This is a genomic window from Dokdonella fugitiva (assembly GCF_014138265.1).
In the GTDB taxonomy this organism is placed as follows: domain Bacteria; phylum Pseudomonadota; class Gammaproteobacteria; order Xanthomonadales; family Rhodanobacteraceae; genus Dokdonella_A; species Dokdonella_A fugitiva_A.
On the sequence record NZ_JACGXL010000001.1, the window covers coordinates 1,230,756 to 1,256,252 of the forward strand.

At 70.4% G+C, this 25,497-nt stretch carries 22 protein-coding genes; 14 read left to right on the top strand and 8 right to left on the bottom strand.

Annotated features, from left to right (window positions below; all coding sequences use genetic code 11):
* Window positions 1–36: 36 nt before the first annotated feature.
* On the bottom strand, window positions 37–951 hold the full coding sequence (gene dksA, locus FHW12_RS21770) for an RNA polymerase-binding protein DksA (RefSeq protein ID WP_182529974.1): 915 nt from the start codon (window positions 949–951) through the stop codon (window positions 37–39).
* 117 nt (window positions 952–1,068) lie between these two features.
* On the opposite strand from dksA, the gene yidD reads away from it, so the two are divergent.
* The 4 genes from yidD (at window position 1,069) to FHW12_RS05690 (ending at window position 4,802) form a co-directional block, all read left to right on the top strand.
* A complete protein-coding gene (yidD, locus tag FHW12_RS05675; protein ID WP_182529975.1) occupies window positions 1,069–1,335 on the top strand; it encodes a membrane protein insertion efficiency factor YidD in 267 nt (88 codons plus the stop codon).
* Window positions 1,328–2,662 carry a dihydroorotase gene (locus tag FHW12_RS05680; RefSeq protein WP_182530160.1) on the top strand — a complete coding sequence of 445 codons (1,335 nt, stop codon included), beginning with the start codon at window positions 1,328–1,330 and terminating at the stop codon, window positions 2,660–2,662. Before yidD ends, FHW12_RS05680 begins: the two co-directional genes overlap by 8 nt.
* A gap of 137 nt (window positions 2,663–2,799) precedes the next feature.
* Window positions 2,800–3,618 carry a M23 family metallopeptidase gene (locus FHW12_RS05685; protein WP_182529976.1) on the top strand — a complete coding sequence of 273 codons (819 nt, stop codon included), beginning with the start codon at window positions 2,800–2,802 and terminating at the stop codon, window positions 3,616–3,618.
* Complete coding sequence (locus FHW12_RS05690) at window positions 3,615–4,802, top strand: hypothetical protein (protein ID WP_182529977.1); 1,188 nt, start codon at window positions 3,615–3,617, stop codon at window positions 4,800–4,802. The genes FHW12_RS05685 and FHW12_RS05690 overlap by 4 nt, the downstream gene beginning before the upstream one ends.
* Before the next feature lie 226 nt (window positions 4,803–5,028).
* Here the strand turns inward: FHW12_RS05690 and FHW12_RS05695 are convergent, their stop codons facing one another.
* Together FHW12_RS05695 and FHW12_RS05700 are read right to left on the bottom strand one after the other, a co-directional pair.
* Window positions 5,029–5,868 carry a DUF2182 domain-containing protein gene (locus FHW12_RS05695; protein WP_182529978.1) on the bottom strand — a complete coding sequence of 280 codons (840 nt, stop codon included), beginning with the start codon at window positions 5,866–5,868 and terminating at the stop codon, window positions 5,029–5,031.
* On the bottom strand, window positions 5,856–6,704 hold the full coding sequence (locus tag FHW12_RS05700; protein ID WP_182529979.1) for a DUF899 domain-containing protein: 849 nt from the start codon (window positions 6,702–6,704) through the stop codon (window positions 5,856–5,858). The genes FHW12_RS05695 and FHW12_RS05700 overlap by 13 nt, the downstream gene beginning before the upstream one ends.
* A 104-nt stretch (window positions 6,705–6,808) precedes the next feature.
* Here FHW12_RS05700 and FHW12_RS05705 point away from each other — a divergent pair, with 104 nt between their 5' ends.
* From FHW12_RS05705 to FHW12_RS05715, 3 genes are all read left to right on the top strand, one after another.
* A complete protein-coding gene (locus FHW12_RS05705; RefSeq protein WP_182529980.1) occupies window positions 6,809–8,029 on the top strand; it encodes an HTH domain-containing protein in 1,221 nt (406 codons plus the stop codon).
* 37 nt (window positions 8,030–8,066) lie between these two features.
* Window positions 8,067–8,705 carry a glutaminyl-peptide cyclotransferase gene (locus tag FHW12_RS05710; RefSeq protein WP_182529981.1) on the top strand — a complete coding sequence of 213 codons (639 nt, stop codon included), beginning with the start codon at window positions 8,067–8,069 and terminating at the stop codon, window positions 8,703–8,705.
* Window positions 8,706–8,884: 179 nt separating this feature from the next.
* Complete coding sequence (locus FHW12_RS05715; RefSeq protein ID WP_182529982.1) at window positions 8,885–10,291, top strand: hypothetical protein; 1,407 nt, start codon at window positions 8,885–8,887, stop codon at window positions 10,289–10,291.
* 337 nt (window positions 10,292–10,628) lie between these two features.
* Here FHW12_RS05715 and FHW12_RS05720 read toward each other — a convergent pair whose 3' ends face one another.
* On the bottom strand, window positions 10,629–11,990 hold the full coding sequence (locus FHW12_RS05720) for a hypothetical protein (RefSeq protein ID WP_182529983.1): 1,362 nt from the start codon (window positions 11,988–11,990) through the stop codon (window positions 10,629–10,631).
* Window positions 11,991–12,180: 190 nt separating this feature from the next.
* Here FHW12_RS05720 and FHW12_RS05725 point away from each other — a divergent pair, with 190 nt between their 5' ends.
* Window positions 12,181–13,128: a bifunctional helix-turn-helix transcriptional regulator/GNAT family N-acetyltransferase gene (locus FHW12_RS05725; protein WP_182529984.1), complete on the top strand. Its 948-nt coding sequence runs from the start codon at window positions 12,181–12,183 to the stop codon at window positions 13,126–13,128.
* A gap of 6 nt (window positions 13,129–13,134) precedes the next feature.
* Here FHW12_RS05725 and FHW12_RS05730 read toward each other — a convergent pair whose 3' ends face one another.
* On the bottom strand, window positions 13,135–13,476 hold the full coding sequence (locus tag FHW12_RS05730; RefSeq protein WP_182529985.1) for a YciI family protein: 342 nt from the start codon (window positions 13,474–13,476) through the stop codon (window positions 13,135–13,137).
* Between the two features lie 497 nt (window positions 13,477–13,973).
* On the opposite strand from FHW12_RS05730, the gene FHW12_RS05735 reads away from it, so the two are divergent.
* Window positions 13,974–14,477 carry an ArsR/SmtB family transcription factor gene (locus FHW12_RS05735; protein ID WP_310735148.1) on the top strand — a complete coding sequence of 168 codons (504 nt, stop codon included), beginning with the start codon at window positions 13,974–13,976 and terminating at the stop codon, window positions 14,475–14,477.
* Window positions 14,455–14,952 (top strand): SRPBCC family protein, encoded by a 498-nt coding sequence (locus FHW12_RS05740; RefSeq protein ID WP_182529986.1) that lies wholly within the window; start codon window positions 14,455–14,457, stop codon window positions 14,950–14,952. Before FHW12_RS05735 ends, FHW12_RS05740 begins: the two co-directional genes overlap by 23 nt.
* A gap of 122 nt (window positions 14,953–15,074) precedes the next feature.
* Here FHW12_RS05740 and FHW12_RS05745 read toward each other — a convergent pair whose 3' ends face one another.
* From FHW12_RS05745 to rsfS, 3 genes are all read right to left on the bottom strand, one after another.
* Window positions 15,075–16,550: a hypothetical protein gene (locus FHW12_RS05745; RefSeq protein WP_182529987.1), complete on the bottom strand. Its 1,476-nt coding sequence runs from the start codon at window positions 16,548–16,550 to the stop codon at window positions 15,075–15,077.
* Window positions 16,522–16,992, bottom strand: a complete 471-nt coding sequence (rlmH, locus tag FHW12_RS05750) for a 23S rRNA (pseudouridine(1915)-N(3))-methyltransferase RlmH (protein WP_182529988.1) — start codon at window positions 16,990–16,992, stop codon at window positions 16,522–16,524. Before rlmH ends, FHW12_RS05745 begins: the two co-directional genes overlap by 29 nt.
* Window positions 16,993–17,192: 200 nt before the next feature.
* The gene (gene rsfS, locus FHW12_RS05755; RefSeq protein WP_310735166.1) at window positions 17,193–17,549 is read right to left on the bottom strand and encodes a ribosome silencing factor; all 357 of its coding nucleotides are present in this window, start codon (window positions 17,547–17,549) and stop codon (window positions 17,193–17,195) included.
* Window positions 17,550–17,975: 426 nt separating this feature from the next.
* Between rsfS and FHW12_RS05760 the strand changes: the two genes are divergently transcribed.
* The 4 genes from FHW12_RS05760 to FHW12_RS05775 all read left to right on the top strand — a co-directional run bounded on the left by FHW12_RS05760 (window position 17,976) and on the right by FHW12_RS05775 (window position 25,435).
* The gene (locus tag FHW12_RS05760) at window positions 17,976–18,542 is read left to right on the top strand and encodes an RNA polymerase sigma factor (protein WP_182529989.1); all 567 of its coding nucleotides are present in this window, start codon (window positions 17,976–17,978) and stop codon (window positions 18,540–18,542) included.
* The gene (locus tag FHW12_RS05765) at window positions 18,539–20,116 is read left to right on the top strand and encodes a serine/threonine-protein kinase (RefSeq protein ID WP_182529990.1); all 1,578 of its coding nucleotides are present in this window, start codon (window positions 18,539–18,541) and stop codon (window positions 20,114–20,116) included. Before FHW12_RS05760 ends, FHW12_RS05765 begins: the two co-directional genes overlap by 4 nt.
* A 59-nt stretch (window positions 20,117–20,175) precedes the next feature.
* Window positions 20,176–22,896, top strand: coding sequence for a hypothetical protein (locus FHW12_RS05770; RefSeq protein ID WP_182529991.1), 2,721 nt, complete (start codon window positions 20,176–20,178; stop codon window positions 22,894–22,896).
* A gap of 70 nt (window positions 22,897–22,966) precedes the next feature.
* Window positions 22,967–25,435: a right-handed parallel beta-helix repeat-containing protein gene (locus FHW12_RS05775; protein WP_182529992.1), complete on the top strand. Its 2,469-nt coding sequence runs from the start codon at window positions 22,967–22,969 to the stop codon at window positions 25,433–25,435.
* The last annotated feature ends 62 nt before the right edge of the window (window positions 25,436–25,497 follow it).

Consider the following 25,497-nt stretch of genomic DNA (forward strand, 5'->3'; position numbering starts at 1 on the left):
TCGGCGGGTCGCCGGATGACCGGATCCGTGGCCGGATCAGTCACCCATCTGCTTCTGGCGATGCTCCCAGCGCTCCTGCGCATCGAGGCTGAGGGTAGCGATCGGACGCGCCTCCAGGCGCTCGATGCCGATCTCCTCGTCGGTCTCCTCGCAGTAGCCGTAGCGGCCTTCCTCGATGCGCTTGAGCGCCTTGTCGATCTTCGCGATGAGCTTGCGGTAGCGGTCGCGCGTGCGCAGCTCGAGCGAATTCTCGGTCTCGCGCGTCGCGCGCTCGGCTTCGTCGCCGACGTCACGCACTTCGTCGCGCAGGCTCTCGATCGTCTGGCGGCTTTCCTCGACCAGTTCCTCGCGCCACTTCGACAGCTTGTTGCGGAAGAACTGCAGCTGGCGCGGGCTCATGTATTCCTCCTTCGAGGACGGCTTGTAGCCGTTCGGGAGGTCGATGGTGACCGTGGTCGGCAGCGCGTAGCGCCCGTCCTGCATGGTCACGCCGTTGTCGGCGGGTTCGGCCTTCTTGCTCTTGGCGGCCGCGGATTGTGGCTTGCTGGTAGTCACGAAATTCCTGGATGTGTCTGCGGCAGTGCTGCTCGCGGTCTTCGGTTTCGATGCGGGTACGGCCACCGCGGGTTTGGACGGCTTGGCCGCCGGCGCCGGTTTCGCAGCCGGCTTGGCGGCCGGCTTGGCGACGACGGGGGCCGGCTTCGCTTTCGCGGCCGGCGCCGCCTTCTTCACGGGGACGACTTTTTTCACGGCGGCCTTCGCCACCGGCTTGGCGGCCGGCTTGCGCGCCGGCGCGGATTTCGCGACGGGCTTGGCCGCCTTCTTCGGTGCAGCGGCTTTCGCCTTCGCCACCGGCTTGGCGGGAACCTTGCGTGACGCCGCCGCACCCGCACGCGCGGCGGGCTTCGCCGCCTTGGTGCTCTTGCGCGGATCTGCTTTGCTCTTCGCCATTCCTCGGCCTATCTTGTGACTCGGCGGTCGCGTGTTATAGCCTAACTGCTACCCCCCGGCAACCGCCGAAAATCCGTGCCGTGACGTGCGATTGCGCGCGCCTGCCTGGACGCGCACATGCCCCGCCCGACGATTCTCCTGCTGCGGTATTACAAGCGCTGGTTGAGCCCGCTGCTCGGCGCGCGCTGCCGCTTCCACCCCAGCTGCTCGGACTACGCGCGCGTGGCGATCGCGCGCTTCGGCACGTTGCGTGGCGGCTGGCTGGCGTTTTGCCGCATCATCCGCTGCCAGCCCCTGTGCCGCGGCGGTTTCGACCCGGTGCCGATGGAATTCCGCGCCTGGCCGCCGCGCCACCCGCACGAACAGGACCATGAGCATGACTGACTGGCTGATCACCAACGCCGAACTCGTCAACGAAGGTCGCCGCTTCCACGCCGACCTGCGCGTGCGCGACGGTCGCATCGAGCAGATCGGCGGCGGCCTCGCCGCGCGCGGCGGCGAGCGCGTGTTCGACGCCGGCGGCCGCTGGCTGCTGCCCGGCATGGTCGACGACCAGGTGCATTTCCGCGAACCCGGCCTCACCCACAAGGCGGACATCGCCTCGGAGTCGCGTGCCTGCGTCGCTGGCGGCATCACCAGCTTCATGGAGATGCCGAACACCAAGCCGCCCGCGACCGACCGCGCCGCGCTCGAGGCGAAGTACGCGCGCGCGGCGGAGGTCTCGCGCGCCAACTACGGCTTCTACCTCGGCGCGACCAACGACAACCTCGCCGAGATCCGCGCGCTCGACCCGAAGGCGGCGCCCGGCCTCAAGGTGTTCATGGGCGCCTCGACCGGCAACATGCTCGTCGACGACCCGGCCACGCTCGACGCGATCTTCCGCGACTGCCCGGTGCCGATCATCACGCACTGCGAGGACACGCCGATGATCACCGCCAACGAGGAGGCGGCCAAGGCACGCTGGGGCGACGACATCCCGATCGCGCAGCACCCGCTGATCCGCTCGCGCGAGGCGTGCATCAAGTCGACCCGGCTCGCGATCTCGCTCGCCCGCAAGCACGGCACGCGCCTGCACGTGCTGCACATCTCCACCGCGGACGAATGCGCGCTGTTCGAGCCCGGCCCGGTCGCGGGCAAGCGCATCACCGCGGAAACCTGCGTGCACTTCCTGCATTTTTGCGACGCGGATTACGCGCGCCTCGGCACGCTCATCAAGTGCAACCCGGCGGTGAAGACCGCGCACGACCGCGAGGTCATCACGCGCGCGCTCGCCGAGGGCCGCCTCGACGTGCTCGCGACCGACCACGCGCCGCACCTCGCCACCGAGAAGTCGAACCAGTACCCGCGTGCACCGTCCGGCCTGCCGCTCGTGCAGTACGCACTGCAGTGCGCGCTCGAGCGCGTGTTCGACGGCGCGCTCACGCTCGAGCGCGTGGTCGAGGCGGCGATGCACGCGCCGGCGACGCTGTTCGACGTCAAGCAGCGCGGCTTCCTGCGCGAAGGCTTCCACGCCGACCTCGTGCTCGTCGATCCGCAAAAGCCGCACACCGTGACCGCGGAAGAAGTGCTGTCGAAGTGCTCGTGGACGCCGTTCGAGGGCTACACGTTCCGCTCGAGCATCGCCGCGACCTGGGTCAACGGCCAGCTCGCCTGGAACGACGGCCGGCTCGACGACGGCGTGCGCGGCATGCGCCTGGAGTTCGCGCGGTGACGCATGCCGCGCGTGCGAACGTTCCTGCTGCTGCTTCCTGTGGGAGCGGCGGAAGCCGCGATGCTCTTCGTTCCATCCTGCGAAAGCATCGCGGCTTCCGCCGCTCCCACAGGGTGGCATCCGCTGCGCGCGCGGCGATGCTCGTCGCGTCCACCTTCCTCGCGCACGCGGCGGCAGCCGCCGCGTTCCCCGACCAGGTCTCGCAGGGCGCCCTCGTGCGCGCGATCGTCAACCCGCACGCGAAGGTGCGCGTCGCCGGGCACACCCTGCGCGTCGGCCCGGGCGGCGAGATCGTGTTCGGCGTCGGCCGCGACGAACAGGGCCCGATGACGATCGAGATCACCGAACGCGACGGCCAGCGCGAACGCATCGCGATCCCGGTGACCCCGCGCGACTGGCCGATCGAACGCATCGAAGGCGTGCCGCCGAAGACGGTCGAGCCGCCGCCCGAGATCGCCGAGCGCATCAAGCGCGAGCAGGCGCGCGTGGTCGCCGCGCGCGAACGCGACGACGCGCGCGAGGACTACGCGCAGGCGTTCGCGTGGCCGGTCGACGGCCGCATCAGCGGCCGCTTCGGCAACCAGCGCGTCTACGTCGTCGACGGCAAGGACGTGCCGAAATCGCCGCACTCGGGCATGGACATCGCGGTGCCGCAAGGCACGCCCGTGAAGGCCCCGGCGGCCGGCGTCGTCACCTTCGCCGACCCCGACCTCTACCTGACCGGCGGCACCGTGCTGGTCGACCACGGCCACGGCGTGAGCTCGAACTTCCTCCACCTCTCGCGCATCGACGTGAAGGTCGGCCAGCGCATCGCGCAAGGCGACGTCATCGGCGCGGCCGGCATGACCGGCCGCGCGACCGGACCGCACGTGCATTGGGGCATGAACTGGTTCGACGTGCGCGTGGACCCGTTGCTGCTGGTCGAGCCGCCGAACGCGACGCAACCAGCGCGATGAACATCCTCAACCTGTTCGATTTCAAGCCGAAGAAGAGGGATTTCGTCAGCGGCCTGCTGCGCGAGCTCGCGCGCGACGGCACCCATGGCTGGAGCCACGACGCCGAAGCGAACAGCCTCACGCATGCGCGCGGCATCGTGCACCTCGAGAACCTCTTTCGCGAATACGCGGCGGCACACCGCGCGGATCGGCCACACCTGCTGCGCAAGTACGCCGCGCTCGCGGCGTCGCTCGATGGACCGGCGATGCCCGCGCGTTGGGCCGATGCGGCCCTCGGCGTGCGCGCCCTCGTGCGCTCGCGCTACGACCGCGCGTTCGAGTTCGAAAGCAGCGACCGGCCGGCGACGGTCGAATGGCCTTTCGTCGACGACCTCCACGTACGCCTCGCCTACGACTTCGGCGCGTACGTCACCCACGTCACGCGCGAACGCGCGGTCGAGTGGGCCATCACCGACGACGCGATGCGCGAAACGGCCGTCGCGAACCTCGAGCGCGAGCCGGTCGAGTGGCAGGCGCTCGGCGCGGGCGTGTTCCGCCTCGTCGCCGACGAACATGCCGAATCGCACCTGCTCGTCGACGCGACGTTCGAGCGCCTGCCGTTTCGCGACGCCGCGGCGGTTCCGAGCAACCGCGGCGTGCTGCTCGCCTGCGACCGCAACGACCGCACCGCGCTGCGGGCGCTGCTCGGCGAGGCGGAACGATGCGTGCAGCAGAAGCCGTGGCCGATCGCCGGGACCCTGCTCGCGCGCGACGCCGGCCGCTGGCAGCCGTTCCTGCCCGACGGCGAACTCGCAGTCGCCGCGCGGCGACTGCGCACGCTCGACACCGGACTGCTGTACGCCGACCAGAAGCTCGCGCTCGACCGCCACCACGAGACGATCGACCACGACGTCTTCGTCGCGACCTGCCTGGTCTTCGAGGACGACGACGAACTGCGCAGCCTGTGCACATGGTCCGAAGGCGTCGTGACTCTGCTTCCCCGCACGGACATCGTGGTCTTCCACCGCGGAACGGAGCCGCCGCAGACGCTGGCAGTCGCCTGGGACGACGCGATTTCGATCGCGGGTGCTCACCTTCAGGCCAGCGACTTCGATCCGGTCCGGTACCTCGTCGATACGTTTCCCACTCCGGAGCAGTGGCGCGCGCTCGAAGCCTGCAAACCCGCGATGAATGCACGGAACTGACGGCTCCCACCACGACGCGGCCTATCCGCCAGGCGTGGCCTCCCGACAGGTACGCCCGCGCCAACGAGCATCACGCCCGCCCTGCGCCACGCGCACCTGCGCCGGCGCGAGCCGTTCAGCGACGATCACCGCCGCGAAGAACGCCATCGTGTAAGGATCCATCGCGCCGAGCGCGAGCAGAACCCACCGCATTCCACGACGCCTGCGCGGTGGGCGCGAACCCACCCTACGCGAGCGCCTGCCCGAGCACACACGCACCCACGCCCACGAGCACGACGCCGACGCTGCGCACGACGTTCGCATCGCGTGGCGCAAGCCGCTCGGCGGTGATCGCCGCAGCCACCAGCGCCATCGCCCGCAGATCCATCACGCCGAGCACGAGCAGCACCGCGGTGAGGTTCGCGCAGGCTGCATTGCAATGGAGTCCGAGCCGCACGCCGTCGTGCCAGGCATCGATCCCGCGCACGGCCGGATCGTCGTGCGCGAACGCCGCCCGGCAACACGCGAGGTGGTGCCGCTTCCACGCGCTGAACTGCGCCATGCCGGCGATGATGACCGTCGCGCCGCCGAGGGCAGGCATCGCGCGTGACCACGCGGGCCGCTGCAGCATGAGGTCGCCCGCGCCGTCACCGAGCACGCAGAGCACGATGCCGACGACCAGCCACGTGGCGAAGTAGCCCGCACCCGCGGACACGAGCAGGCGATCCGCGTGCGGCACGCGCGCGTGGTCGAGCATCGAACGGTAGCGCCACAGCGCCGGCGCGAGTGACGGCAACATCATCGCGACCGTCATCGCGAGCCACATCGCGGCGAACGCGAGCAGGCCGCCGACCGCGCCCTGCCCGCACATCGGCATGTCCATCGCCGACAGCATCCAGCCGCCGGGCATCGGCTGCGCGTGCGATGCCATCGCCGCGCAACCGAGGACCGTCGCCGCCGCGCTCGCCGCGAACAGCAGCGCGAGGGCGACCGCGAATGCGGCAGGCCCGCCGGCGCGGGCGGGATGCGCGCACCGCAGCGCATCCCGCTCCGCTCCGCCGACGGTGGCGTGCCTCAGCCGCAGCACGACGCGGCCTGCAGCGGTGCCGGCGCAGCGTCGTAGGCGTCGCGATGGCGCCACCAGATGCCCGACTCGTTGCGCCCCTTCGGCGCGCGATCGAGCCACTGGTATGCGCCCCAGAGGCCGTCGAGGCCGCGCGAGTAGCTCGAGTACGTGTGGTAGACGACACCGTCCTCGAGCACGAACGCGCTCACGCCCGGGCGCTCTCGCGTGTAGGTCGCGACGTCGGTCGTGGTCATCGCCGCGAGCTGCGCGACCGGACCTTCCTCGCCGCGCAGGCGCCATTCCTGCACGGTCTTGCCGGCGAGCGGTTCGTGCGCCTCCTCGACCGGCATCGGCGCCTCGCGACGCCAGTTGTATTCGATGCCGCCCGCGCGTTGCTGCTGTTCGGTGAACAGCACGTTGAAGTCGGCGTTGAAATCGCTGGCGAACGACGACGCCCACGGGAAGCGCCAGCCCATGCGGCGCCTGAACGCCTGCAGCTTCGCGAGCGGCGCGCGCGATACCGCCCACAGCATGGTGTCGTGGTGGGCGAGGTGCACCGCGAAGCCGTCGAAGCCGTCCGCGATCATCGAGCAGGACGGGCAGCCCGCCTCGTAGTCGGGGCCGAACATGAAATGGTAGACGAGCAGCTGCGAGCGTCCCTGGAACAGTTCGGAGAGCGGCACCTTGCCGGCCTCGGTGTCGAGCGTGTACGCCTTGTCGATGCGCACCCACGGCAGCGCCTGGCGCTGCAGCGCGAGTTCGTCGCTGCGGCGCGTGTGTTCCTTCTCGGCGGCGAGCAGGTCGAGGCGTGCGGCGAGCCACTGCTCGCGCGTGCCGGTCGTGTGCGTGGTGGTCATGATGCGTTCTCCTCTGCTCCGGCGGGCCACGATGGCCAGCGGTCGTGAGGTAGATTGGGCGCACGATGCACGCGGCAGGGAGTGACAATCGTGACGGGATTCGGATGGACCCGCTGATCGCGGCCGCGGCGCGCGCGCTCGCGACCGGCGATCCGCTCGGCGCGCTCAAGCGGGTCGCGTTGCGCGACGACGCGCCGGCGCTCGCGCTGCGTGGCCTCGCACTCGCCCAGCTCGGCGATTTCGCGCGCGCGAAGGCGCTGCTGCGCGACGCCTCGCGCGCGTTCGGCCCGCGCGAGGCGGTCGCGCGCGCGCGCTGCGTCGTCGCCGAAGCGGAGATCGCGCTCGTCTCGCGCGACCTCGACGGCGACACGAAGACGCTCGACGCCGCGCGCGCCGTGCTCGAACGCCACGGCGACCGTGCCAACGCCGCGCACGCGCGCCACCTCGACATCCGGCGCCTCGTCCTGCTCGGCCGCATCGACGAAGCGGAGCGGCGGCTCGACACGCTCGACCCGGCCGTGCTGACGCCGGCGCTGCGCGCGGCGCACGAGCACGTCGTCGCCGGCATCGCGCTGCGCCGCGTGCGCACGCAGCTCGCACAGGCCGCGCTCGCGCGCGCCGCGACCGCCGCACGCGAGGCGCGCATCGCTTCGCTCGCCGCGGAGATCGACGCCACCGCGCGCCTGCTCGACGAACCCGCCGCGCGCCTCGTCGCCGACGGCGGCGAACGCGTGCTGCGGCTCGCCGACGTCGAGGCGCTGTACGCGTCCGACGCGCTCGTCGTCGACGCCTGCCGGCACGTCGTGCGCGCGACGCCGACCAGCGTGCCGCTGGCGACGCGCCCGGTGCTGTTCGCGCTCGTGCGCGAACTCGCCCAGGCCTGGCCCGGCGATGTCGCACGCACCGCACTCATCGCACGCGTGTTCCGCACGCGCCACGGCGACGAATCGCACCGCGCGCGGCTGCGCGTCGAGATGGGTCGCCTGCGCGCGGCGCTGCGCGGTCTCGCCGACGTGAACGCGACGCGCGACGGCTTCGCGCTCGTCCCGGCGCGCGCGCGCGAGGTCGTCGTGCTCGTGCCGCCGGTCGACACCGCTCACGCCGACGTGCTCGCGCTGCTCGTCGACGGCGAGGCGTGGTCGAGCTCCGCCCTCGCGCTCGCGCTCGGCGTCAGCGCGCGCACCGTGCAGCGCGCGCTCGACGCACTCGCCGCCGACGGCCGCGTGCAGGCGGTCGGCCGCGGCCGCGCGCAGCGCTGGATGACGCCGCCGGTGCCGGGTTTCCCGTCACGCTTGTTACTCACCGCTCCGTTCGTGGGCGACTAGTGTCCCTACCCGCACCCACCACCACCCGGAGAGCGTCATGAAACCAGCCCAGGCCGAAGTCATCCGCGAATACGGCCCATTCGCGGGCGTGAAGAACGTCGGCGGCGTCAGCTACGACGGCGAGCGCGTCTGGCTCGCTGCGGGCGAGCAGTTGCGGGCGATCGACCCGGCCAGCGGCGACACCGTGCGCGCGATCGACGTCGCCGCGCACGCGGGCACCGCGTTCGACGGGCGCCACCTGTACCAGATCGCCGCGGGCTTCATCCGCAAGATCGATCCGCACACGGGCGACGTACTTGCGACGATCCCCGCGCCCGCCGGCGGCGACGACTCTGGGCTCGCCTGGGCCGAAGGCTCGCTGTGGGTCGGCGATCACCGCGGCCGGCGCATCCACCGGATCGACCCCGACACCGGCGACGTGCTGCATTCGATCGAATCCAACCGCTTCGTCACCGGCGTCACCTGGGTCGACGGCGAGCTCTGGCACGCGACCTGGGAAGGCGACGCGAGCGAGCTGCGCCACGTCGACGCGCGCACCGGCGAGGTCATCGAGAGCCTCGCGATGCCGGCCGGCGTGTTCGTCTCCGGCCTCGAATCCGACGGCGGCGACCGCTTCTACTGCGGAGGCGGCGGCAGCGGCAAGCTGCGCGCGGTGCGCCGGCCGAAGGCGCGCTGAGACGACGCGCATCGGTCCGGCTGCGCGCAATTCCCGCAACCGCGCGCGGCGACGCGACCGCCTTCGCCGGCGTCTTCATGCAAAACGCATCGGCCATTGATCGAACCGGCATGCGCCGCGCGCGGCACGCATGCAGGCTCGTCACGTCGTCGATCCGATGCCTGAACGGAGATGCGAACGTGTTGCTGCGAACCTTCATGCCCTACGCCGCCGTACTGGTGGCGAGCTTTGCTCTGCCCTGCGCCGCCGCCGACGGCGATCCCGACCCCGGCTTCGGCCTCGCCGGGGTCAGCTATGTCGCCGTCGACGACGTCGTCGCGCGCGAGATCTATCCGCACGCGTCGATGGTCCTGCCCGACGGCAAGCTGCTGTTCGCCGGCGCGCGCAACAAGATCGTGCCGCCGGCGCCGTTCTACGAACCGCAGATCCGCGGCATGCTGCTGCGCCTGAACGCCGACGGCAGCCCCGACACGGGCTTCGGCAACACCGCGATCGGCGGCCTCGCCGAACTGCCCGACCTCGCCTCAGGCCAGCGCATGCAGGGGATCGAGTCGATCGCGCGCTTCGCCGACGGCTCGTACGTCGCCGTCGGCACCGCCATGGTCAACGGCCCGCTGCAAGGCTACGTGGTGAAGCTCACGGCCAGCGGCGACATCGACGAGAGCTTCGGCAGCGGCGGCACCGTGCTGTTGCCGATGCACTACCTGCACGCGGTCACGCTCGACAGCCAGCAGCGCATCGTCGTCGGCGGCGAGCATTTCGACAGCGGCGCCTTCGTCTACACGAGCACGATCGTGCGCCTCGACGGCACCGGCGCCTACGACCCGACGTTCGGCAGCGCCGGCGTGGCATCGATCGCGTGGACCGACGCCGCGGCGTCGGGCTACGTGCACGACCTCGCGATCCTCGACGGCGATGCGATCCTCGTCGGCGGCGGCTTCGAAGCGAACGGCTCGGGCCTCGGCACCGACTACGCGCTCGCACGGCTGAACGTGGACGGCAGCTACGACACCGCCTTCGCGACGGTCGGCTGGCGCGTGTTCCACGACCCGTCCGAGAGCTCGATCAGCAACGCGGTCGAACGCCTCGCCCCCCTCGCCGACGGTCGCGTCGCGTTCGCCGGCTACCACAACACGGGCGAGAACATCACCGGGCTCGTGTTCGGCCGCGTCGCCGCGGATGGGTCCACCGACACCACGTTCGGCGACCTCGCCAACCCGGGCTATTTCAAGCCCGCGATCCTGCCATCCGCGGAAAGCGCGAACGTGACCGGGCTGCTCATGCAGGGCGACGGCAAGCTCGTCGCCTCGGTCGCCTACTACACCTCGGAGAAGGAGGAATTCTTCGCCGTGCGCAGCACCGCCGACGGCGCGCTCGACACCGGCTTCGCCGCGGGCGGCATCTACGCCGCCGACCTCGCTCCCGACGGCCCTTACAGCGAGATCGGCACGTTGCTGCTGCAGGCCGACGGCAACCTCGTCGCCGGCGGCCGCGCGCAGCGCACGACCGGCTCGGCGCTGGTCGACTTCGCGGCGACGCGCCTGCTCGTGACCTCGGACGTCATCTTCGCGAACGGCTTCGACTGATCCGCGCAGCGGCACGAAGCCCTGCGACGGGTGTCGTTCCTGCAGCGTTGCGCGCTGCGGTGGCAGCGGCGGAAGCCGCGATGCACCTTCATCACCTCTCCCGCTCGCGGGAGAGGTCGCGCCGTAGGCGCGGGTGAGGGGAACCACGCGACAGCCTCGCATGAATCCCCTCATCCGCCTCCGGCACCTTCTCCCGCAAGCCGGAGAAGGGAGAGCAACCGTGTCGGCACCGTCTCCCGCGAGCGGAAGAAGGGGCGGAACTCGTTGAACGAGACGTCGTGTCGATCCCGCAGTGCTGCAAAAGCCGCAATGCGCCTGATCGATGCCGTTCCTCGCCTCACTCGAACCCATCCGCGAACAAGCCGTCGTTCTCGAGCGCCGCGACATACGCATCGGCGGTCGTCGTCGTCGTCGCGACGAGGCCCGTGACGTACAGCCGCGCACCCGCACTGCCGACGCCGAACGCGAGCTGGCCGGTGGCCGGGAAACCGAAATCGAGCATCGTGCGGCCGAAGTTGCCGAACGTCGGATCGCGCGAGCCGTCCGCGCGCAGGCGCACGAGCGCGGCGTTGACCGACACGTTGCCCTCGATGGCGTAGCCCGCGGCGACGATGCGGCCGGCATCGATGCGCAACGCCTGCAACTGGTCCAGCCCGGCCGGCGTGCGGTCGAACGGAACCAGCACGCGACCGCCGCTGCCGAAGCTCGGATCGAGCGCGCCGTTCGCGGTGAGGCGAGCAATGCCGAAGTCGAGGTTTTCGGTCGTCGTCGCGGACACGTCGACTTCGCCGCCGATCACGATCTTGCCGTCCGCTTGCAGCGCCATCGCACGGGCGATGTCGAGGTTGCTCCCGCTCGCGCCGCCGATGTCGAACGCGACCGTCGCGCGGCCGTCGCCGTCGAACGACGCATCGAGCGAACCGTCCGCAAGCAGGCGTGCGATGGCCATGTCGTAGTTGGTTTCCGAACCGCCGGGGTTGGTGTATCCGGCGAGCACGATCCGCTCCTGCGCGTCGACGGCCATCGCGTACGCACGCGCGCTGCCGCCGAACGCGACGCGCTGGCGACCTGTGAGGTTGAAGGCGGTGTCGTAGCTGCCGTCGGGCAGCAGCCGCGCGACGACGAACTGGGTGCCGTCGTTGGTGAAGGCGCCGCCGGCGAGGAGGATCGTGCCGTCGGCGCGCACCGCGACGGCGGCGGCATGCACGTTGGTCGCACCGAACACGTCGAAGCCGATGAGCTGCTTGCCGCCCGCACCGAACGTCGTGTCGAGCGCACCGTTCGCCTTGATGCGCGCCAGGGCGAACGATACGGTCGTGCCGTCGTACGATTCGCCTGCGACGACGACCTTCCCGTCCGGCGCCGCGGCGATCGCCACGCAGGTGTCGTCGGTATCGTCGCCGACGTCGATCGTGAGCCGCCCGTCCGTGCTGAATGAGAAGTCCGGCGAACCGTCCGGCTTCACGCGCGCGACGACCATGTCGCCATGATCCGTCGTTCCGCGCGTCGTGCAGTAGGTCGACGTTCCGTCGGCGGCGACCAGCGGCGAGGAGCCTTCGTTGGTCGACGCGTTCGTGTAACCCATGCGCGCGAGCCCGGCGTTGGCGTAGTTGTCGACGAGGTCGCCGTCGTGGGCGGATGCGGGTCGCGGCATCGCCGCCAGCGACGCGGCGAACAACAGGAGGGAGTACTTCGACACGTGGGCATTCCCGGTGGGCGCGGTGCGCCGGTCGGGGATGTTCACGGAGTGGCGCGCAGGCGCGGGCCACGTTCTCCGCGCTCGCGGGATGCATCGCCCGGCGCACCTGAAACCGCCGGATCCATGCCGATTGACATACTTGCTTAAGGCAAATAATAATTTGCCCGAGGCAAACGTCGTCGGAGTCGACATGCGCGCAGTCGAGGAACGGGCCGAACAGGTCCGCCGGTTCAACCGCTTCTACACGCGGCGCATCGGCGTGCTGCACGAGCACCTGCTCGACAGCGACTATTCGCTGACCGAGGTGCGCATCCTCTACGAACTCGCACACCGGTCGGACCTCACGGGCACGACGCTGTGCCGCGAACTCGGGCTCGACGCGGGCTACCTGAGTCGCGTGATCGCAGGATTCGAGAAGAAGGGGCTCGTCGCGAAGACGCGTACCGAGAACGACGCGCGCGTGATGCGGCTCGAGCTCACGCGCAAGGGGCGCAAGGTGTTCGATCCGCTCGACGCCGCGTCGCGCCGCGAAGTCGTCGCGATGCTCGACACCTTGCCCACACCCGAGCAGGACCGCCTCGTCGACGCGATGACCCAGGTCCAGGCCCTGCTCGGCGAGGCGCGCGGCAAGGACTACGTGCTGCGCGATCCGCGCCCGGGCGACATGGGCTGGATCGTGCATCGCCACGGCGTGCTGTACGCGCAGGAATACGGCTGGGACATGACGTTCGAAGCGCTCGTCGCCGAGATCGTCGCGAAGTTCGTGCGCGAGTTCGACCCACGCTCCGATCGCTGCTGGATCGCCGAGAAGGACGGCCGCATCGTCGGTTCGGTGTTCGTCGTGCGCCACGACGAACGCACCGCGAAACTGCGCCTGCTCTACGTCGAGCCCGGCACGCGCGGGCTCGGCATCGGCCACCGCCTCGTCGACGAATGCGTCGGCTTCGCGCGCCGCAGCGGCTACGCGAAGCTCGTGCTGTGGACCAACAGCGTGCTCACCGCGGCGCGCAGGATCTACGAGCAGGCCGGCTTCACGCTGGTCGAAGAGGAAGCGCACCACAGCTTCGGCAAGGATCTCGTCGCGCAGACCTGGGCGCTCGATCTCGCCAACCCGGTTGCACCGTCGCACCGGCGCTGACGCCGATCAGGACTGCGGGTCGTACTGGAACTGCCGCAGCTCCTGCGCGCACCGGCATGCGACCGCGATCCTCCTCGCCCACTCCACTGCCGCCTCGCGCGTCGGCAGCTCGAGCACGGTGAAGCCGCCGTCGAGCATCAGCCGCAGCGGATGGCCGCCGGCGACGACCGTGCCGTCGCCCTCGACCACGACCGGCGCGACGTCCTCGTCGATGCCGCCGCCGAACACGTAGACGCCCGCTTCCTTCGCCTGCTGGATCACCGCGTGCGCCGCATCCGCGACGGCCTGGAATTCGCCGTCGGGAATCACCATCGCGCGGCTCGGAAACGAGATCAGGTACTTCGCCATCGAAAGGCTCCTCGCAGGGCGACCGATCGGCCGCCGTCGACCGTGTCGACGAACCGATGGCCCGGATTTCGACACGTGCGGCCGACCGCGGCGCGAGCATCCGCCCGCCAACGGCGGCGCTGCGACTTCGAGCGGCGGCGCTGCGACTTCGAGCGGCGGCGCTGCGACTTCGAGCGGCGGCGCTGCGACTTCGAGCCGCGGCGCTGCGACTTCGAGCGCCATCGATGCCGCTTCGAGGGCCCTCGATGCGCCTCCGCGGGCGCACCACTGCGCCTCCGAGGGCCATCCGTCCCCCTTTGAGCCGCAACGCTGCGCCTTGGACCGGCATCGGTGCGACTCGAAGCGGCATCGTTGCCGCTTGGAGTCGCAATGCTGCTCCTCGGAGGACCAGCGCTGCGCCTGCGGAGGCGCATCGATGCGACTTTTTTCGGCATCGTTGCCCCTCGGAGGCTCACGCGTGCGGGTCGACAGGCGCAGCGATGCGCCTTGGAGGGCCAGTGTTGCCGCTCGAACGTGCAACGTCGCGGGACGGCGGTCGTCGATATCGGCAAGCGCCCGCGCAGGACTCCGCCGTCACGGCGATGGGGGCGAAGCCCCCTTGCGTTCGTGCCGTCCACTCCTCCATACTGAACCACATGGTTCAGCGTTCAACGACCCGCTTCAACGCATCCTTCGCCGCGCTCGCCGACGCCACCCGCCGTGGCGTGCTCGACCAGCTCGCGCGCGGGGACGCGTCCATCACCGACCTCGCCGATCGGTTCGAAATGACCCTCACGGGCATGAAGAAGCACGTCGGCGTGCTCGAGTCGGCCGGCCTTGTGACCACCGAGAAGATCGGCCGCGTGCGCACGTGCCGCATCGGCCCGCGCCGTCTCGACGAGGAAATGGCATGGATCGCGCGCTACCGCCAGCTGTGGGACGCGCGCTTCGCGGCGCTCGACGGCGTCATCGACGAACTCAAACGACAGGAGAAGGCCCGTGGCCGCAAGAAAGGACAGTGAACCCCGCCGCACGACGGTGCGGAAGACCTCGGACCGCGAGGTCGTCGTCACGCGCACGTTCGACGCGCCCGCGCGCCTCGTGTTCGAGGCGTGGTCGAAACCCGAGTTGTTCAAGCAATGGTGGGTGCCCCGCTCCATGGGCATGACGCTGCGCTCGTGCGAGCTGGACGTGCGCACCGGCGGCACGTACCGACTCGAGTTCGGCGACGATCCCGCGAACCCGATGGCGTTCTTCGGCCGCTATCTCGAGGTGGTGCCCAACCAGCGCATCGTCTGGACGAACGAGGAAAGCGGCGACGCGGCGTCCGTCACCACCGTGACGTTCGAAGAGCGCGATGGCACGACGCTGCTCGTGCTGACCGAGCGGTATCCCACCAAGGAAGCGCTCGACGAGGCGGGTACCGGTGCGCAGGATGCGATGGGCGAGACGTTCGAGCAGCTCGACGAAGTGCTTGCCGGGTTGTCTGCGCATTGACCCGTCGAAGCCGGAAGGCCACCAGGTCGATGGCGACGGCCCTGGCGCGAGCGACTGCAGCGACAGCGTTGCGACGAAGCCCGGCCTCGTGCCGGGCTTCGTCGTTTCGCCGCGGACTTCCGTCAGTGCGCGTCGATCGCGCGCGCATGCGCCGAATGGCCGCGCTCGTTCGCGACCGCGGCTGCCCCGTGAACCCGTATGACGACCGCGGTCTGCAAGCCATCCGAAGCCGCCGCCGAGCCGACGGCGATGTAGTCCGAATCCTGCATCGCGATGGCCGTGAACCCGCTCCGGACAGCGCCCTCGACGAGTGCGTAGCTCATGACGCCGTCCATGCCGAAAGCGGCATCGCGCACACCGAATACATCCAGTGCGAGCAATGTCGCCTGCGCACCATCCGCGTCGTCGGCACTCGACGCAAGCACGACGCCACCCTGCGCGCGAGCGACGCCGCCGTATGCGATGTCGTAGCCGTTGGCGACCAGATCGACGGGGACGATGACCGGACGGCCGTTGCCGAACGTGGTGTCGAGCCGCCCGTCGCTCGCGAGGCGCGCAACGCCGACGTCCGCGGAAATCACCCCTGGAAATGGCGACCACGGATTCGTCGCGGCACCCGCGACGACGATCGCATCGCCGTCCAGGAAGCCGGCTCCGACCGGCGCACTGTGGTCCTCGACATCGATCGTGACGAGGCCTTCCGTGCCAAAGGTCGGGTCAGGCCGGCCATCGACGAGGAGGCGCGCGATCGCGAACAGCTGCCGTCCCACGGGATCCGTCGACACCGTGCCGGTGACGACGATGCGCCCGCCGGTGTCGATGCGGATGTCGTGGACGCTCGAGAATGAAAGCAGCACCACCGGGAATGGCATCACCGCAAGACCCGATTCGCCGAAGCCCGCGTCGATGATTCCGTGCGCGTCGACGCGCGCGACGCCGAACTTGTTGGGTGACAGCGATGCGCCGACGAGGATCTTGCCGTCGTCCTGCAGGGCCATCGCGGAGGCTGTCGCCGTCGGGGCGTCGAACGGGAACACATCAGCGACGCCATCCGTTCCGAAAGCGGGATCCTTGCTGCCGTCGGCGAGCAGCTGGATGAAGCGCACGGCACGTCGCCCCGAATACGTTTGCTGGGTCATGACGACGATCCGACCGTCGTCGCGCGCCGCCACGAGGCACGGCACGTAGATGTCCGGCGCATTGGCATCGAGCACGACGCGGCCAGCGGAGCCGAAGGCGTGGTCGGGCGCGCCGTCTCGCGTGAGCCGGTAGACATACCCGGGCACGTCCGGATTGCCGCCGCTCTGCAGGCCGGAACGACAGACGACGATGCGCCCGTCGCGCTGCACGGCAGGCGCGGACGTCCGCCAGGACGTCGCGGGCGGATCGAGAACGGCGATGCCCTCGCGCGCGAACCCGGTATCGATGTCGCCGGGCGCTGCCGTCGCGGCGACCGCGTTGCAGGCCACAGCCAGCACCAACCCCACGCGCATGCCCATTCGTCCCATCGTGCTTCGCCTCATGCATCGATCCTTTCGAGGAACTCGTCGCGCCCGGCCCCGTCCGCGCCTAGGGTCGATGGTACGGATGCCCCGCACTGATCGACACCGCGCGATACAACTGCTCGACGACGACGAGGCGCACGAGCATGTGCGGGAGCGTCAGCGGGCCGAGCGACCAGGTCTGGTGGGCGCGCGCGAGCACGTCGGCGGCGTGGCCGTCGGGGCCGCCGATGAGCAGGGCGAGGTCGCGGCCGTTCATGCGCCAGGCGTCGAGCTGCTGCGCGAGGTGTTCGCTCGTCCACGGCTTGCCGCGGCCGTCGAGTGCGACGACGTGCGCGTCCTTCGGCAGCGCGGCGAGCACGGCGGCACCTTCGTCGGCGATCGCGCGCGCGGGGTCGCGGCCCTTGCCGCGGTTGCCGAGTTCGATTTCGACGAGGTCGAGCGGGAGGTCGCGCGAGAGGCGCTTCTTGTATTCGGCGACGCCTTCGGCGACCCAGGCGGGCATGCGTTCGCCGACGGAGATGAGGCGGGCTTTCATGGGGTCATCGCCGGAGGAAAGCACCGCGGCTTCCGCCGCTCCCGAAGGGCAACTGCCCGATCCTGCGCATCGGCGCGCTTCCCCTCACCCGGCGCGCGGCGCGCGCCGGCCTCTCCCGCGAGCGGGAGAGGCGAAAGCTTCTGGTGTTCGCGGTCGTGGCGGTCGCGCACGCGTGCGCTCCTGCACGAGGTCGCGGGCGATCAGCCGGCGAGCATCGCCGGTTGGCTGTCGCCGACGGTCCACAGGCGTTCGAGGCCGTAGAACTCGCGCGTGCGCGGCAGCATCACGTGCACGATCACGTCGCCGAGGTCCACCAGCACCCATTCGGCTTCGCGCTGGCCTTCGACGCCGATCGGCGGGTTGCCGGCCTGCTTGGCCTTCTTCACGACTTCGTCGGCGATCGACTTCACGTGGCGCGACGAGGTGCCGCTCGCGATCACGAGCAGGTCGGTGACGCCGCTCTTGCCGCGCACGTCGATCTCGGCGACGTCCTTCGCCTTGAGGTCGTCGAGGGCGTCGAGCACGACCTTGCGCAGGCGCGCGGCGGCATCGAGCACCTTGGCGACCTTCGCCTTGCCGAACGACTTCACCGGGCCCGCCTTCGCGGCGGCTTTCGCGCTCGGCAGCTTCGCCGGGGCGACGCGCTTGGCCGGCGCACGCTTCGTCGCCGCGCCCTTCATCGGCGTGGACGTCTTCGCGGGAGCCTTCTTCACCGCGCCCTTCGCTGCGGGCGCCTTCTTCGCCGCCGGCTTCTTCACGGCGACGGACTTGCTGCGGGATGCGGAGGCCTTGGCGGCCTTCGGGGTTCCGGCCTTGCGCGGCCGGGCGCGCGTTTCCGACGTAGCCAAGTGGGAGCGACCTCTTCGTGAGCCTCGCGCCACCAGCGGCGCGGCCAAAGTATAGGCGCATTCGGCCGGACGCGCCCGCGACCGGTGCCGCGGGCCGGCCGCGGCAGCCGCCGGGACGCATGCTATAAGCCGCCCATGCTCGCCGAGGAGACCACCGCCTTCCTGCTCGACCGCGCCCGCGGCGGCGACGACGCCGCGCGCGACCGGCTCGCGGCGCGCTACCTGCCGATGCTGCGGCGCTGGGCGCACGGTCGCCTGCCGCCGTCCACGCGCGACCTCACCGATACCGACGATCTTGTTCAGGTCACCCTCTTTCGCGTGTTGAAGCAGATCGGGACGTTCGAGTACGGCGGCGCCGGCAGCTTCCTGGCCTACCTGCGCAGCACCCTGCTCAACCTGCTGCGCAACGAGATCCGTCGCGTCGCGCGGCGTGGCCAGAGCCTCGAGTTGGACGAGGCGCTGGTCGAGGACGAAACGGCGTCGCCGCTCGAACAGGCGATCGGGCGCGAACGCCTGGAACGCTACGAGGCCGCGCTCGAGGCCTTGCCCGCGCGAGCGCGCGAGCTGGTCATCATGCGGCTGGAGTTCGACATGACGTACGAGGACATCGCGAACGAGGTGCAGTCCACGCCGGACGCCGTGCGCATGGCGATCAAGCGCGCGGTGGAAGCGCTCGCGCGTTCGCTCGGCAACGGCGCATGAGCGTGCCCGGCCACGGCCCCGACCTGGTCGACCGCTTCGTCGACGGCGAGCCGATCGACTGGAGCCGCGCGACCGCGAACGACGACGCCCTGCTCGACGCGCTGTACACGCTCGACCAGGTGCGCGCGGCCTACCAGCGCATCGGCGGCACGCCCGACCCGCGCGGCCCGCGGCTGTTCCCGTGGGGACCGCTCGTGGTGCAGGAGAAGATCGGCAGCGGCGCGAGCGCCGAGGTGTTCCGCGCCTGGGACGCCGGCCTCGCGACGCCGGTTGCATTGAAGCTGCTGCGCCCGGAAGCGGCCGCGGCCGGCCTGCGCAGCGAGGACTTCCTGCACGAAGGACGCCTGCTCGCGCGCATCAGCCAGCGCAACGTGCTGCGCGTATACGGCGCCGCCGTGCACGACGGCCGCCCCGGCATCTGGGCGGAATGGATCGAAGGCCGCACGCTCGACGCGATCGTCGAGGGCGACGGCGCGTTCGCCGACCGCGAGGCCGCGCACGTCGGCCTCGAACTGTGCGCCGCACTCGCGGCGATCCACGCGGCCGGCCTCGTGCACGGCGACGTCAAGGCGAGCAACGTGCTGCGCGCACGCGGCGGGCGCATCGTGCTCGCCGACCTCGGCGCGGCCGGCACGCCGGACGTGCTCAACGCGTCGCTGCGCACGCAGGCGACGCCCGCGTACCTGTCGCCGCAGTCGCGCGACGGCGCGCCGCGCGCGGCGGCCGACGACCTCTATGCGCTCGGCGTGCTGCTGCATTTCCTGCTCACCGGCACGTATCCACGGGACGGCCGCTGCGACCTGCGGCGTCCGGGCATCGATGCGGGCGTCGCGGGCGCGATCGAACACGCGCTGTCGCCGAAACCGCAACGGCGCCCCGCGAGTGCGCACGCGTTCGCGACGGCGTTGCGCGCGGCGATCGGTGGCGATGCGTCCGCACGCGAGGCACCGGTGCGTCGGTGCCGCACGACACTGATCGTCGCGGCGACCGCGCTCGCGCTCGGCCTGGCGGCTTTCGCCGCGTGGACGTCGCGCCTGCCCGCGTGGCAGCCGCAGGCGCAGCTCGTGCACCGCACCGCGGACGGGCGCGAGGCGCTGCGTGATGGCGCGGACCTGCGCGTCGGCGACCGCCTCGAACTCACGCTCGCGAGTGACCGCCCGACCTGGGCCTACGTGCTCAACGAGGACGCGGCAGGCTCGATGCACGTGTTGTTCCCGCTCGCCGGGCTGCGGCGCGCGAATCCGCTGCCGCAGGGCGAGGGCGTGCTGCCGGGCGATCAGGACGGCCGCGCGCTGTCGTGGCAGGTGTCGAGCGAAGGCGGTCGCGAGGAGTTCGTCGTCGTGCTCGCCGACGCGCCGCTGGCGCGCCTCGAGGAGCGCCTCGCCGCGCTCGACGCGGCGGCGATCGACGCACCGCAACGCGGTGTCGCACGCATCAGCGGCGAACCGCTCGCGAACGTGAGCGTGCAGGGCCGGCAGCTCGCCGCGCTGCTGTCCGCAGCGTCCGCCGAACTCGCCGATGCGCGCCACGTGCGCGTGCTGGCCTACCACTTCGAGACGCGCGCTTCGCGCTGAGCTGTTCGGATCGGTGTCGCGCGGTGTTCCGTTGGAGGAACTTCGCGGGAGCACCGGTCATGGCACGCACGCTCGCAACCCTCCTGCTCCTGCTGCTGCCGCTCTCGGCAACGGCCGCGACCTGCACGTGGAACACGCCGTCGGGCAACTGGAGCGTCGCGTCCAACTGGAGCGGCTGCGCCGACAGCGCGGGCCCGTCGACGCGCGCGCCGGGCAGCGGCGACATCGCGGTGCTCGCCAACGGCACGGCCGACCTCGACGTCTCGCCGACCGTCGCCGAGTTCGAACTCGGCAACAACGGGCTGTTGTCGGTGGTCGGCGGTACCAAGACGTTCGACGTCACCTCCAAGCTGCGCTTCGCCGGTGGCCATGCGACGACGGTCCTCGGCACCAACCAGTTGCTGCTCCACCTGCACGCGGATGCGAGCGGTTCGCTGCTCGCGCCGACCACGCTCGAGAACGCGGTGTTCTTCGAGAATTCCGGCACGCTGACCTTGGGCTCGACGAGCGGCGTCGCGCTGACGCTGCTGGTCGCGAGCGAAGTGCGCAACATGCCGGGCGCGACGATCACGATCGCGGGCGGCAATTCACGCCTGTACCTCGATGGCAGCAGCCAGCTCGTGAACAACGCGGGCGCCACGCTCACGATCGGCGGCAACACGACGCTCGGCCGCGCGACGCCGGCGTTCAACGGCGCGATCGTGCAGAACCTCGGCACGATGGTCGTCAACGGTCCGGGCACGCTGGACATGCCGCTCGGCGGCAACTTCTCGGCGCTGCAGCAGTACGGCGACCTGGCCGTGCACAACGCGACGATCGTCTGCAGCCAGACGGCGACCGACAAATGCTCGTTCCGCGACGCGAACGGCCAGCCTGCGCCGGCGATCACGCGGCTCGACAACGCAGTGCTCGATCTCGGTGGCGCCGCGGTCACGTATTCGCTCGGCGACGTCTCCACATTGGCCGGCACGGGCACCGTGCAGGGGTCGATCATCGCGCGTGGAAGGATCGCGCCGGGCGCGCTCGCCGGCGCGCCGTACGGCACGCTGGTCGTGAGCGGTGGCGTGACCGTGCAGGAAACGGGCATCCTCGACTTCGATCTCGGCGGCAGCGCGAGCGGCAGCTACGATCGCATCCAGGCCGGCGGTGCGGTGAGCGCGGGCTTCCCGACCCTTTACGACGGCCAGGGCCGTCTCGTGATTCGCCTCGCCGGGGGCTATGCACCCGCGCTCGGTGCGGTCGTGCCGGTGATGACGTACGCCAGCGTGGCCGCAGGCGCGAGCTTCTATCGCGTCGATGCGAACTACGTGCTCGATTACGCCGCGCGCTTCGCGCCGACCGCGCTGGAGGTGTTTCCGGCGCCGCGCATCACGATCGGCGACGCAAGCGTCGTCGAAGGCGCGACGGGCACGACGCCGATGGGGTTCGCCATCCGCCTGTCGCAGGCGACCACGCAGGCCGTCACGGTCGAGGTGCGCAACCGCGACGGTACGGCGGTGACCGGCGTGTCGCCGTCGGGCGACTACCTGTTCCCCGCCGACTACGTGTTCACGTTCGCGCCGGGCGAAGTGCTCAAGACCCAGGTCTATCCGGTCAACGGCGACGGCGTGGTCGAAGGCGACGAATCGTTCGCGGTGGACGTGTACCGCAACAAGGTGGCCAACGCGGCGATCGGCAACGGCATTCCCGGCAGCCCGACCGCGACCGGCACCATCCTCAGCGACGAACTCGCGCCGGGCACGCGCTTCGTGCTCGTCGGCAAGGACAACGGAACCAGCGGCCGGAAGATCCGCCGCTACACGACGAGCGGCACCTACATCGACGACTGGGACGACCGCATGACGAACGCGTTCGGCCACATCGTCACCGGCATGTGCTTCGCACCGAACGGCGACGTGCTCGCGACGCGCTTCGCCTGGCCCGGGCCGGTGCTGTACAGCCGCTTCGGCGCCGTGCTCGACGAAGACTTCACGCGCCATCCGCTCGGCAACGCGACGTACGCCAACCACGAATCGTGCGTGTTCGACCGGCTCGGCAACGTCTACATCGGCCAGGCCGGCGCATCGAGTTCGCCGGACGACCAGGTACCGGTGCTGAAGTTCGATCGCTATGGCACGCGGCTCGATACCTTCGTGCTGCCCACCGGCCCGCGCGGCACCGACTGGGTCGACCTCGCCGGCGACCAGTGCACGCTCTACTACACCTCGGAAGACACCGACGTGCGCCGCTACAACACCTGCACGCACAGCGTCCTGCCGCCGTTCGCGAGCGGCCTCACGCCGCCGTACTGCTATGCGTTGCGCATCCGGCCGAACCGCGAGGTGATGGTCGCCTGCCAGGAAGCCGTGCATCGCCTGAGCGCGCAGGGCGTGAACCTGCAGACCTACACGCGCACGAGCATCGGCGAGACCGATCCCACCGGCCTGTTCGCGATGAACCTCGACCCGGACGGCACCTCGTTCTGGACCGCCGGCGCGAGCAGCGGCAACGTCTATCACGTCGACATCAGCAGCGGCGCGGTGATCGCCAGCTTCAACAGCGGGCAAGGCGGCGTCGCCGGCCTCGCCGTCTACGACGAACTGCACGACGACGTGATCTTCAGCGACGGCTTCGATCCGCCACCGACGCTGCTGCCGATCGTCGCGAAGCGCGAGCCGCTGCCGGAGGTCGATTGCGAAGGCGAGCTGCGCTTCTGGCCCGAGGTGCGCGACATGCCGCCGTTCGTCCCGGCATGGATGTCGCTGGTGGTCGTGCGCGGCGAGGCCGGCTGCGAGGACTGAGCGGCGCGACCTTGTTCGGAACGATGCGGCGAGGTGTTCTTGAAGGAAACGCAATGCCGAGGCCGCGACGATGTCCATCCGCCTGCGCAAGCTCCTCTGGTCGGTCCTGCTGCTCGTCGCCTGCGTGCACCGACCGGCCTTCGCCACCGAGGAGCGCTGCGTCAACACGAGCGGCGAGCTGCTCGGCGCAATCCTGCTCGCGGTCGACGACGACGTCGTGATCCGCGTCGTGCAGGGGACCTATCACCTCGACGTCAATCCGCTCGACCTGATCGAGGATCCGTCGTTCGGCTACACGATCACGATCATCGGCGGCTACAACAGCGCGTGCACCTCGCGCAGCCTCGATCCGCACCTCACCACGATCACCGGCGACGCGGACATCATCCAGCTGCAGACCTACGATTCGCTCAACATCGATTCGATCCGCTTCGCGCACATCGCCGGCGGGCTCTGGCTCGAAGCCGTGTCGTACGGCGGCAGCGGACCGGACGAACAGGTCACGCTGCGGCGCGTGATCTTCGACGACCTGTGCACGAGCGGAAGCTGCAACGGGGTGAACAACGGCGGCTCCGCCGTCGGAATCAACAGCGACGACGTCTCGATGTCGCACGTGCTCGCCGTGCACAACGCGCATTCCAACTGCGCGCTGTACGTGGACAACCACGATCTCAACGACGTCTACCTGTCGTACTCGATCGTCGCCGACAATGCCGGCGACGGCCTGTGCATCACGGACGTCCAGTTCGCCGACGACGACTACCGCCTGCACGCCGAGAACAACATCTTCCGCGACAACGCCGGCGGCCAGGACATCCGCACGCGCGCATCGCCGTACATCGCCCTGCGCAACAACATCTACCACGTGCTCGACGCGTCGCCCGCGCCGAACACCGCGCCGAGCGGCACGCTCGACCAGGACCCGGACTTCACTGCACCGGCGAGCTCCGACTACCACCTGCAGGTGTCCTCTCCCGCCATCAACAGCGGCACCCTGCTCGTGTCGAACCCGCTCTCGCAGGATCTCGACGGCGGCCCGCGCGTGGTCGGCTCGGCGCCGGACCGTGGCGCCTACGAGACCAATGTCGACGACACCAACACGCTCACCGTGACCACCACGGCGGACCAGCTCGTGCCGCTGATCACCGGCTCGCTGCGCTGGGCGATCACGCAGGCGAACGCGGATTCCGGGCTCAACTACATCCACTTCGACATCCCGGGCGCCTGCCCGCGCATCATCAACCTGGTCGCGCCGCTGCCGACGATCACCGACCGCGTCATCATCGAGGGCTACACCCAGCCCGGCAGCGCGCCGAACACGAATGCGATCGGCTTCAACGCGACGATCTGCGTCGGCATCCGCGGCGATCTCTCCGACGACTACGCGTTCCGCATCCCGTCGAGCGTCGGCATATCGCACTACCTGCAGTTGAGCGGCGTCGGCATCGGCGGTTTCGACATCGCCGCGGTCGACCTCCAGGGCGGCGCCGGCTCGTGGATCCACGGCGTGCAGTTCGGCGGCAGCCTCGGCAACACCGCGCTCGGCAACAGCGCGGTCAACGTGCGCCTCGCCGGCAACACGACCTACTACAACGTGATCGGTGGCGAGGAGGACGGCGATCGCAACATCATCCCGTACGCCTGGGTCGCCGGCGTGCTGCTGCTGGCGACGCATCCGAACGGCAGCACCGTGCAGAACAACTACATCGGCACGAATGCGAACGGACTCGCCGCCGCGCCGAACCAGGTCGGCATCCAGGTCACCGGCAGCCACCACACGATCCGCGACAACCTCGTCTCGGGCAACCAGACCTTCGGCATCGAACTCGCCGGCACCTCCGCGCTCGACAACTTCATCGCCGCGAACCGCATCGGCCTCACGTCCTTCTACCTCTGCCTGCCGATCTGCACCGGCGCCGACCTGCCGAACATCTCGCACGGCATCTACGCCCACGGCGGTGCCGGCGACAACACGATCAACGCGAACAAGATCGCCTGGAACGGTGGCACCGGCGTGCGCCTCGTCGACGGCCTGCGCAACTCGATGCTGTCCAACGCGATCCACGACAACGAAGGCCTCGGCATCGACCTCGACGCGGCCGGCGTCGATGCGGTCGACAACGATGCGGCGGCCGGCGCCGGCACGCGCGCGAACCGCGGGCTCAACTACCCTGCACTGTCGCTCGCACAGGGCGGCGCGCACCGCGGCAACCTGCGCACGCTGTTCGCGTCGACCAACGGCACCTACATCCTGCAGGCGTTCTCGAGCGCCGCCTGCGACGCGTCGGGCTACGGCGAGGGCACGAGCTACGTCGCGTCCGCGCTCGCGACGATCGACAACGCGAACAGCGGCGGCAACGGCAGCGTCATCGTCGACATCCCGCTCGCGGGCAACCTCGTCGGCCACGAATTCACCCTCGTCGCGCGCGATGCGCAGGGCAACACCTCCGAGTTCTCCCACTGCGCGCCCTACCTGTGCGACCAGATCTTCGGCTACGGCCTGGACGGGGCGACCGCCGACACCTGCCCGGCGGAATGAGGCGCCGACTCCGGACGAAGCACGCAAACACCCGATCCACGCGGCAGGCACTAGAATCGGGC

Excerpts from the sequence above, each read along its gene's own strand:
- FHW12_RS05765 (WP_182529990.1), top strand. The coding sequence starts at position 18,539 with ATGAGCGTGCCCGGCCACGGCCCCGACCTGGTCGACCGCTTCGTCGAC.
- FHW12_RS05730 (WP_182529985.1), bottom strand. The coding sequence starts at position 13,476 with ATGGCGAAGTACCTGATCTCGTTTCCGAGCCGCGCGATGGTGATTCCC.
- FHW12_RS05760 (WP_182529989.1), top strand. The coding sequence starts at position 17,976 with ATGCTCGCCGAGGAGACCACCGCCTTCCTGCTCGACCGCGCCCGCGGC.
- FHW12_RS05680 (WP_182530160.1), top strand. The coding sequence starts at position 1,328 with ATGACTGACTGGCTGATCACCAACGCCGAACTCGTCAACGAAGGTCGC.
- FHW12_RS05690 (WP_182529977.1), top strand. The coding sequence starts at position 3,615 with ATGAACATCCTCAACCTGTTCGATTTCAAGCCGAAGAAGAGGGATTTC.
- dksA (WP_182529974.1), bottom strand. The coding sequence starts at position 951 with ATGGCGAAGAGCAAAGCAGATCCGCGCAAGAGCACCAAGGCGGCGAAG.
- FHW12_RS05700 (WP_182529979.1), bottom strand. The coding sequence starts at position 6,704 with ATGACCACCACGCACACGACCGGCACGCGCGAGCAGTGGCTCGCCGCA.
- FHW12_RS05705 (WP_182529980.1), top strand. The coding sequence starts at position 6,809 with ATGGACCCGCTGATCGCGGCCGCGGCGCGCGCGCTCGCGACCGGCGAT.
- FHW12_RS05725 (WP_182529984.1), top strand. The coding sequence starts at position 12,181 with ATGCGCGCAGTCGAGGAACGGGCCGAACAGGTCCGCCGGTTCAACCGC.
- FHW12_RS05710 (WP_182529981.1), top strand. The coding sequence starts at position 8,067 with ATGAAACCAGCCCAGGCCGAAGTCATCCGCGAATACGGCCCATTCGCG.
- yidD (WP_182529975.1), top strand. The coding sequence starts at position 1,069 with ATGCCCCGCCCGACGATTCTCCTGCTGCGGTATTACAAGCGCTGGTTG.
- FHW12_RS05775 (WP_182529992.1), top strand. The coding sequence starts at position 22,967 with ATGTCCATCCGCCTGCGCAAGCTCCTCTGGTCGGTCCTGCTGCTCGTC.
- FHW12_RS05770 (WP_182529991.1), top strand. The coding sequence starts at position 20,176 with ATGGCACGCACGCTCGCAACCCTCCTGCTCCTGCTGCTGCCGCTCTCG.
- FHW12_RS05685 (WP_182529976.1), top strand. The coding sequence starts at position 2,800 with ATGCTCGTCGCGTCCACCTTCCTCGCGCACGCGGCGGCAGCCGCCGCG.
- rlmH (WP_182529988.1), bottom strand. The coding sequence starts at position 16,992 with ATGAAAGCCCGCCTCATCTCCGTCGGCGAACGCATGCCCGCCTGGGTC.